We start from the raw sequence: 8,084 nt of genomic DNA, 5'->3' as shown, positions 1-8,084 counted from the left end.
CGGCCAGGCGCGCGGCCTTGCCGCCCGCGCGGTCCGGGCGCTGGTGCGCCTCTGCCAGGGGGATGACGTAGGGGGGCGCCAGGTCCGGCTCCGGCACGCTGACCGCCATGCGCATGTAGAAGGCGATCTTGTTGCAGTAATCGGCCAGGCCCATGTACCGGGCGGGGTTCATCTCCATCAGCTGGCCCAGCATGGCGCGCACCGCGTCGTCCAACTGGTCGGCCAGCTCGACCACGCGCGACCAGTCCACCTTCTCGTTGCCGTAGTGGATGTCCTCCAGCTCGGCGATGAGTTCAAGGCTGCGCGAATCGTGCCGCAGCAGCTCGCGGAACGCGTTGTACTTGCGTCGCAGCAGGGTGCCGGGCGCGAAGACCTGGTAGGTCCAGTGACGGAACAGTTCGCCGATGGCCATTGCGCTCCCTTGGGCTGGCTGGGGTGGAAGTGGCGGACGGATGCGGAAGTCCGCCTCGGCGGCGTCAGCCGCCCAGCACCTCTGCCACCTTGCTTTCCAGTTCGTCCTTGTCGATGGGCTTCACGCAGTATTCGTTGGCGCCCAGGCGCAGCGATTCACGCGCCGTTTCCAGGGTGGGGTAGCCGGTCAGCATGATCACCCGGATGTCAGGGCGCAGCTTTTTCAGCTCTTCCAGCACCTCCACCCCGGTCATGCGCCGCAGCTTCATGTCCAGGATGGCCAGGTCCGCGCCCTTGCCGCGCACGTGGGCAATGGCCTCTTCCTCGTCCGTGAACACCGAGACCGCGTGGCCCTTTCGCTCCAGGATGCGCTTGATCAGCACCCCCGCGTCGATGACGTCGTCCAGCACGATGATGTCCGCCATGGGCTTCCTTCTTTGTTTTCTGTCTCTTGTTCCGGGGCGTGTGTTGTTTTTGTTCGCCTCCGGCGGGCAGGGGGCATCCGCCCCCTGCACCCCCTTTAAGGAAAGATTACCCGACAAATAAAAAGTTTAGGGGGGAGGGGGCCGGGGAGGGAGACCCTTTTCAAAGGGTCCCCTCCCCGGTTCGGTTCTCATTGTTGGGATATTCCTGCGGTTCCTCTTCCTGCACCTTGGCCCTGGGGTCGGTATCGGGCAGGTCGGCGGCACCCTGGGGTTCCAGGGGCAGGACCACGCGGAACACGGTGCCGGGGCCGCGCGTTGCGCCCTGGGGCATGTCTTCGTCGATGAAGCCGGGAGGCAGCGGGCTGTGTGCTTCGATGAACCCTTCGTGGTCTTCGATGATGCCGAAGGACACGGACAGGCCGAGGCCGGTGCCCTTGCCCACGGGCTTGGTGGAAAAGAACGGGTCGAAGATCTTTTGCAGGTTGGCTTCGGGGATGCCGGTGCCGGTATCGGCGAACCAGGCGGTGACGGTCATGTTCATGATGTCCAGCCGGGTGCGCACCTTGATCAGTCCGCCGTCGGGCATGGCGCCGGTGGCGTTGTGCAGCAGGTTCATCCAGACCTGCTTCAGCTTTTCGGGCGCGCCGTAGATGACCGGCAGCCGGTCGTCGAGGTCGGCAAGGATGGTCACGTTCTCCAGTGAGAAGGTGTGGCGCACCAGCGAGACCACTTCCATGATGGAGTTGTTGAAGCACATCTCCTTCTTCTGGCTTTGGGTCTGGCGCGAAAAGCCCAGCAGGTCGGAGACGATCTTGCGGCAGAACTTGGCCTGCTTTTCGATGATCTGCAGGTCCTGGTGCATCTGGGCGTCCGGGGGCACGTCCTCTTGCAGCAGCTGCGCGTAGCCCAGGATGATGCCGAGGGGGGTGTTGATCTCGTGCGCCACGCCACCGGCCAGCTTGCCGACCGATTCCATTTTCTGCGACTGGATGAGCTGGTCCTGATAGCTGCGGATGGCAGTGATGTCGCGCGCGGTGGACAGCACGCCGATGATGCGCCCGGTCTCGTCGGACACCGGCACCTTGACCAGATGGAACCATTCGTCGCGCCCGGGGCCGAAATCCGGGGCGGCGTTGCTGCCGCCCGCAGAGGGGATGACGTCGCGGTGGTCCTGCGCCTCGCGGTAGATGGGCATGCCGGAGGTGAGGACGGCGCGGTTTTCGGCCACACGCATTTCTGCCGTGTCGCGCGGAAAGATGTCGAAGTCGCTCCTGCCGATGATTTCCGGCGGGGTCAGGCCCAGCGAATCGGCAAAGGCCTTGTTCACGGAAAGGTAGCGCAGGTGTTCGTCCAGCAGGGCCAGCCGGTCGGGGGTCACTTCCAGGATGGTGCGCATGATGCCCTGCTGGCGCGTCAGGTCGCGCTCGGTCTCGCGCAGTTCGGCGATGTGGGCGCGCAGGGCATGAGCCATGACGTCGAAGGTGTCGGCCAGTTCCTCTATCTCGTCACCGGCAAAGGTTTCGTACACCTCGCACTGGCGGCACTGGGCGAGTTTGGCGGGGTAGGCCCTGCCGTCGCAGCCCGCGCAGGCGGTGCCCTTGACGTACCAGCAGCGGCGCTCGGTGTCGCCGTAGGCGGGGCAGTCGGTACGGCCGCACAGCCGCTGTTCCCAGCAGTTGCGTCGGGCGGAGGTGGTGGCGGGCAGGTGCAGGTTGCCGCGCACGATTTCCTCTGCGTGCTCCTTCAGGGCGCCGATGCGGGCGGTGATGCGCTTGGCGAAATGGGCGCTGATGACCACGGCCACCAGCAGCGCCACGACGGAAAGCCCGCTGATGGCGAAGATCATGCCGTTGACAACGTCCAGCACCTTGGTGCGCGAAAGGCCGATGCGGATGGTGCCGAATTCGCGCCCGCCCACCATCACCGGCGCGGCAAAGTCGTAGATGCGTTCGCGACCGGTATCCAGCAGGCGCACGGCAAGGTGGCCGTCCTCGGCCTCGTTGGCTTCCAGAAGGTCCAGCGGAAAGGTGCGGCCAAAGGTGTGGGCCAGCACCTGGCTCCGGTCGTCCATGATGAAGGCGTAGACGATGTCGCTGTCCACGTTCAGCAGTTCGTCCACCAGGTTGCGCAGGCGCAGGAAGTCGGTGGACAGCATGGGGTCTGCCGCGCGCAGGGCCAGGTTGGTGGCCAGCACCGCGCCGCGCCGCTTGCTTTCCTCTATGAGCGCGTTGGCGGCAATGCGCGTGACGAACACCGACAGCAACGCGGCCACGAACAGCACGATGAGCGTGATGCCGAGGTTGAGCTTGCGGCGAAAGTTCAGACGGCGCAGCAGGTTCATTCCAGCCCCACCTTGGAAGGATCGAGCCGCAGCTTGGAGAACAGCTCGCGGCAGGGGGCGTAGTCGCGGTCGGTGGTGGGAATGATGCCCCGCATGCCCGCCGCAGCCAGGATGCGTTCGTGCTCGGGGTCGTTTTCGGAAAGTGCGAACAGGGCGCTGGCGATGCGCCGCACGATGTCCGGGTCCAGCCCCTTGCGCGCGGCGTACACCCAGCTGGGATATTCGCGGGTGTTGGCCACCACCTTCAGGGCGGAAAGGTCCACCTTGCCTTCCAGGATGCCCAGGGTTCCTTCGCGGATGGAGGCGATGTCGTAGCGGCCCGCGTACACACCCAGCACGGCCTTTTCCTGCTTGCCGCCGGGGCCGGGGGCAAAGGCGATTTCGGCGAAGTCGCTTTCCGACAGGCCCTTGTCGCGGAAGTGGCCCAGCACGAACAGGTAGCCCCCGGCGGAATAGGGGTCCACGGCGATCCACCGTTTGCCCCGGCAATCCTGTTCGTTCCTGATGGCCGAGTTGTCGGCGCGGGCGATGATCTGTCCCCGGAAGGTGGCCCGGCCCGAAGGTTCGACGATGCCCGCGAAGGCTCGCGCGCCGCTTTGCGCCAGCAGCACGTAGGTCATGGGGTTGGAGAACGAGATGTCGATCTCGCCGCGTTCCACCATGCGGCGGTGCGCCTCGAAGGTGTCGGGGAACACCTGGCGGATGGCGAGACCCGTGGACTTTTGCAGGTATTCCACCAGGGCGCGGTGGCGCAGGTACGAGGTGGAGTGCGAATATTGCGGCAGGTAGGCGTAGGTGATGGCGGGCACGGCTTCCGGGGCCTTCACCTCGGCCCGGCGGGTCATGTCGACCGGGGTCACGGGTTCGCTGTCCCACCACAGCTGGATGGCGGCGGCGATGACCATGACAAGGGCGGCTATGGCAAGAAAGCGTGTGCGCACCGTGCAGCTCCGGAGATGAAGGCGGGCCTAGCCGCCGTCTCGGCTATCGTGCCGGGCTTGATGGATCTGACTGGTCGGAGTGGCCTGACTGCGCTGATTGCCCCGACAGGCGGAATCGCCAGCGCCGGGGGCCGCGCCGGGGATGGCGCCGGGGGGCGGCGTGGCGGCCCAGGCCTGCAGGCGGGTGAACCACCCTATTCTGGACATGACGTTGGCATAGGTGATGCGCAACGGAATGTACAGAAGCAGGAACCAGAACAGGATGGAAGGCTGCTGGCCGATGAGCGGGGCGTCCCACGGCAGTTCCGGGGTGGCCCCGGCAAAGCGCATGTCCATCCAGGCCAGGGCGAAGGGCAGGGGAATGATGGAGACGCAGAACATGGCCCCGCCCAGCGAGAAATAGTGGCCGAAGGCGTCGTGCGCCTGGCTGTTGACCGCCTTGTAGCTTTCCTTGTCGCCCGCGCGCAGGGCCGCTTCCGACAATTTGTGATGATGCTCCATGCCGTGGCGCAGCTCTGCCAGGCGGCGGCGGTTGAGGCGGGTGGCGCACAGCGACAGCGCGCTGCCGAACACGATGCACCACAGGGCTAGCACGGCCGTGCCCAGCCCGAAGCCGGCCAGGGCGTTGCCGGGCAGCCGGTAGGGCGCGATGAACAGGGGGTCCAGCCAGGCAAGGGCGGCGTGCAGGGTATCCATGATGCGTCAGGTTGCCTCTGTTTGCAGGAAAAGGAAAGGGGGACGGGGCCGTGGCCCCGCCCCCCGGCGTGTGGCGGGATGTGCGGGCTAGCCGCCGAACATCTTGATGTTGAAGAAGCCGCGCAGCACGTAGTCGATGCCGACGTACAGGGCCAGCACGATGAACAGGCGCTTCAGCCACATGTCGGAGAAGTACTTGGAAGTGCGGGGGCCGATGACGGAACCCAGGAAGATGCCCACCAGTTCGGTGCCGATCATGGTCCAGTCGAGCGGGGTGCCCTTGCTGACCAGGGTGGCGATGGAGGTGACCATGGAGATGAGCACCGCAAGCGCCGAGGTGCCGGCGGCCAGGTACATGGGCAGCTGCGAGATGCTGGTCAGGAAGGGCACCAGCAGGAAGCCGCCGCCAACGCCCAGGAACGCGGCGATGGCGGAGATGACGATGCCGCCCACCACGGGCAGGATGGGGTTGAACGAAAATTCCACGCCCGAGAAGGTGAACACGCACTTGGTCAGGCTGGTGGAGATGACATGCACGCCGATGGCCTTTTCATCGACCTTTTCGCCGCTCTTGATCTTCTTCACCGTTTCTTCAAAGGCCTTGGCGGCTTCCTTGGCCTTCTTCTTGGAAGCCTGGCCAGCGGGGGAGGTTTCCCAGAACAGGTACACGCCCAGCACCAGCACGAACAGGCCGAAGTAGCCCTGGTACTGCGAGAACGACACCTTGCCCGCGAAGAAGTACGCCGAACCCCAGGCGCCAGCCAGCGAACCCGCGCCAAGGGCCAGGGCCAGCGGCAGCACCAGGCGGCCCATCTTGTAGTAGTTGAACGAGGAGATAAGGGCCGAGAAGCCCACCAGCCACTGGTTCGACGCCTTGATGGAGTCGGTGGCCACCTTGTTCAGGGGCAGGTCCTTGCCCAGCGACTTGGCGTAGCCGCCAAGGCCGAACACCGTCATGTGGCCGACACCGGCCATGACGCCGCCGAACGCGCCCACGGTGGAGAAGATCCAGCCTACCCACACGGCCCAGGCAAAGGACAGGATGGGGCTGACGTGGGGGGCGCCGGGAATGCCGAGGAAGCCAGCGGGGTCATCGGCCTTGACCTTGCCGGCCTGCACCGCGCCGTCAATGGCGTCGGACAGTTTGTCGGCCCAGGCGGGCTCGAACCACAGAAGGCTTACGGCAACGACGGCCGCGAGCAGCAGCAGGTGTTTGGTGTGCTTGGACACGGTCTCTCTCCTTGGGATGGTGTTTCGGTGCGCTTCCGAAATGGGAACGGGGGCCGCCGCATACGGGGGCGACAGGACGGCGGCCCTCGTCGTGCCTACTTTTCTTTCTTGAAGATGATCAGCGGACAGTTCTTGCAGATGTCCGCGCCGGGGAAGTTGTCGCCGGGGCGGGTGATGGCGCCGCTGCCCAGGTTGCGCTTGCGTTCCAGCAGGCGTTCCACGGTGGCTTCGATGTGTTCGCCGGGGATGACGAAGTTGATTTCGCCGCGCTCGGTCTTGCCCGCGTTGTAGCTGCCGGAACAGGCGGGCAGCATGTTGGCGGTCTTTTCCTGGTACGAGTACACGGTGCCGCCGCAGGCAGAGGAGTTCATGGTCACGTTGGTCTTCAGCGGGTGCTGGTCGGTGGCGGCCATGTAGTCCACGGCCAGGTGGTAGGCCTGCATGTTGTCGCAGTAGAAGTGGACCACCGAAGGATCAACCACGGCGTCGCCCAGCGGCCCCACGGCGATGGCCTTCAGGCCTTCGGGCAGGCGCGGCTTGGACCGCACGAAGCGCTCGGCCTGAGCCAGGTCGCGCACGTACTTGGCGTGGCTCTTGATTTCGTTGTCGTCGATTTCCTTCCAGCCGAAGGACACCAGGGCGTTGGAGCAACCAAGGCCTTCGGGGCCGGACAGCACGGTCTGGCCCTTCATGCGCGCGGCGATTTCCCACTGGCAGAAGGTCATGGGCTTCACGGGCAGGTAGAATTCGGCCTTGTCCTTGAAGGTTTCCAGTTCCGCCTCGTCGAAGAAGAACTTGACGGCGATGGGGTAGTGGTACAGACGCAGCTCGTCCATCAGGGTGTGCTGCATTTCCTTGTAGCTCAGCGACATGGTGCGATCTCCTCGGGCGTGCGCCCGTGTTGCGTGTCGTGCCTGCCTGGGCGCGGCGTGGCCGCGCGGCCTGTGGCTGGAAGCGCCGCATCCGTTCCCGCCCCGCGTGTCCGCACATGCGGGGGGGATTCGGTGGGGCCGCCGACGAAGGGGGTGCGTGTCTTCGGCGGGGGCCGTGGTGCGCATCCGGTGATTCTGCCTGGGCCTGCCAGCCGTGGCAGCTGGATGCGGGACGGTGGCGAGTCGGTAGGCCGCCCCTACCAGCGAGGAAAAAACCGGGCAACGGAAAACGGGAATGCGAAAAAATGTACTTTCCGCACAAGCTGGGCAAGGATAAGGCATGCATTATTGAGAGGTTTATGTGAAATAAATAATGATGATATATTTTGCATTATTAATGGTGATGTGTGCCGGAATATCAGGCCGAACGCAGTGGTTGAGTGGGATGTTTACCCGCGTTGGTACCATGCACGGCGTGAAATGGACACATGAAACAGGTGTAAAATAACCACGGCCACAACGCTCGTCCCGGGGGGGGCGCAAGTGGCTGGTCGACAGACACGAATGGGTGGGATGGTTGCCATGATGCAACCCGGTTGCATTCACGTGCTGCGCGGGGTATGCGGGCGTGGCGGCACGGGAGCGCTGGCCCTGTCCGGCCTGTGGCGCCTGTCCGGTCGTTCCGGCCATTGCTTCGTCGCCGGTTCGCCCGCTGGCCAGCCGCATTGCATCCAGTCACACCCATCCCCCAGCACATCATTCCTCAACATACCATTCCCATGGACGCACGCCTCATCCATCTCGCCCAGACCGCCCTGGCCGTGTTTCTCGAAGCCCTGCCCTTCCTGGTGCTGGGTTCGCTGGTGTCCGCCTGCATGGAGGTGTTCGTGCCGCGCGCCTGGGTGGAGCGCCGGGTGCCCAAATCCTTGCCGGGGGCGCTGGCCTTTGGCGTGGCGCTGGGCACGGTGCTGCCCACCTGCGAATGCGGGGTGGTGCCCGTGGTGCGGCGCATGATGGGCAAGGGGGTGCCGGTGCCCGCGGCGGTGGCCTACATGCTGGCCGCGCCGGTGGTGAACCCGGTGGTCATGGTGTCTACCTGGGTGGCCTTTCGCGGCGACGTGCTGATGACCGGGCTGCGCGCGGCGGTGGTGGCCGCCACGGCGGTGGC

General features: G+C 65.3%; 7 protein-coding genes and 1 pseudogene. 1 reads left to right on the top strand and 7 read right to left on the bottom strand.

What is annotated here, in order from left to right:
* The 7 genes and pseudogenes from FVW27_RS02390 to FVW27_RS02360 all read right to left on the bottom strand — a co-directional run.
* A pseudogene (locus FVW27_RS02390) lies at positions 1 to 412 on the bottom strand (PEP/pyruvate-binding domain-containing protein); the annotation flags it as partial.
* A gap of 64 nt (positions 413 to 476) precedes the next feature.
* Positions 477 to 836, bottom strand: coding sequence for a response regulator (locus FVW27_RS02385; protein WP_035067771.1), 360 nt, complete (start codon positions 834 to 836; stop codon positions 477 to 479).
* 160 nt (positions 837 to 996) lie between these two features.
* Positions 997 to 3,177 carry an ATP-binding protein gene (locus FVW27_RS02380; protein ID WP_167122434.1) on the bottom strand — a complete coding sequence of 727 codons (2,181 nt, stop codon included), beginning with the start codon at positions 3,175 to 3,177 and terminating at the stop codon, positions 997 to 999.
* Positions 3,174 to 4,118, bottom strand: a complete 945-nt coding sequence (locus FVW27_RS02375; RefSeq protein ID WP_167122432.1) for a PhnD/SsuA/transferrin family substrate-binding protein — start codon at positions 4,116 to 4,118, stop codon at positions 3,174 to 3,176. The genes FVW27_RS02380 and FVW27_RS02375 overlap by 4 nt, the downstream gene beginning before the upstream one ends.
* A 27-nt stretch (positions 4,119 to 4,145) precedes the next feature.
* Complete coding sequence (locus FVW27_RS02370) at positions 4,146 to 4,814, bottom strand: hypothetical protein (protein ID WP_243838160.1); 669 nt, start codon at positions 4,812 to 4,814, stop codon at positions 4,146 to 4,148.
* Between the two features lie 87 nt (positions 4,815 to 4,901).
* Complete coding sequence (locus tag FVW27_RS02365) at positions 4,902 to 6,044, bottom strand: TSUP family transporter (protein ID WP_167122430.1); 1,143 nt, start codon at positions 6,042 to 6,044, stop codon at positions 4,902 to 4,904.
* A gap of 95 nt (positions 6,045 to 6,139) precedes the next feature.
* Positions 6,140 to 6,916, bottom strand: coding sequence for a DUF169 domain-containing protein (locus tag FVW27_RS02360; RefSeq protein WP_007525633.1), 777 nt, complete (start codon positions 6,914 to 6,916; stop codon positions 6,140 to 6,142).
* Between the two features lie 779 nt (positions 6,917 to 7,695).
* On the opposite strand from FVW27_RS02360, the gene FVW27_RS02355 reads away from it, so the two are divergent.
* Positions 7,696 to 8,084 (top strand): permease (locus FVW27_RS02355; protein ID WP_208294578.1); only part of this gene is annotated, 389 nt, incomplete at its 3' end.

Origin of the sequence: Nitratidesulfovibrio liaohensis (assembly GCF_011682075.1) — a bacterium.
In the GTDB taxonomy this organism is placed as follows: Bacteria; Desulfobacterota; Desulfovibrionia; order Desulfovibrionales; family Desulfovibrionaceae; genus Cupidesulfovibrio; species Cupidesulfovibrio liaohensis.
This window is presented reverse-complemented; position numbering and strand designations above follow the sequence as displayed.

Bases quoted from the DNA above. Each gene is read 5' to 3' on its own strand.
- FVW27_RS02385 (WP_035067771.1), bottom strand. From the start codon at position 836: ATGGCGGACATCATCGTGCTGGACGACGTCATCGACGCGGGGGTGCTG.
- FVW27_RS02380 (WP_167122434.1), bottom strand. From the start codon at position 3,177: ATGAACCTGCTGCGCCGTCTGAACTTTCGCCGCAAGCTCAACCTCGGC.
- FVW27_RS02370 (WP_243838160.1), bottom strand. From the start codon at position 4,814: ATGGATACCCTGCACGCCGCCCTTGCCTGGCTGGACCCCCTGTTCATC.
- FVW27_RS02360 (WP_007525633.1), bottom strand. From the start codon at position 6,916: ATGTCGCTGAGCTACAAGGAAATGCAGCACACCCTGATGGACGAGCTG.